1 protein-coding gene is annotated in these 550 nt (G+C 66.5%); it reads right to left on the minus strand.

Annotated features, from left to right (window positions below; translation table 11 throughout):
* The coding region (locus RA19_RS14695; RefSeq protein WP_039163875.1) for a glutamate cyclase domain-containing protein at positions 1–550 on the minus strand (550 nt) is incomplete at both ends.

Below are 550 nucleotides of genomic sequence, written 5' to 3' on the forward strand. Positions count from 1 at the left end.
GGTGACCAGCACGTCGCAGCCGGTGACAGCGCCGATGCCGCCGCCGCAGCCGCATTGGCAGCTATCGCCGTACGGCACATGCGCCGTCACATGATCCGCCACCTTGCCCATGCCGATCTCATTGCCGCCGTCGCCGACCGCAACCACCGGGATGCCGCGGGCCAAAGCCTCGTCGAACAGAAAGTCGACCCGGGCCCGGCCCATGCCGTAATCAATGCCCTTCATCGAGTGGTAGACGCCGTATTCATTGCGCCCGACCCGCTCGGTCGAGAACAAAAGGTCCGGCTGCAGATCGTCCAGCATCTGCATGGCCTGTGCCTGGCCTGCTGCGTCTTCGGTGGCGTAAGGCAGCATCACGATGGTGGCGAGGCTCTTGTCGGCACGTGCAATGGCCGCCTGTTCCAGGGTGACCGGGAACAGCCCCGCCGCCTGGCAGGTATTGCGGATCGCGGGCAGCAGGGTTTCCTCGCAGAGCATCACGCAGGTGGCATTGCGCGCCAGCACCAGCGCCCGGGCAATCGCCGCAGCACCGGAGGGGCCGTCGTTTTCG

The sequence above is a fragment of the Leisingera sp. ANG-M1 genome (assembly GCF_000813745.1).
In the GTDB taxonomy this organism is placed as follows: domain Bacteria; phylum Pseudomonadota; class Alphaproteobacteria; order Rhodobacterales; family Rhodobacteraceae; genus Leisingera.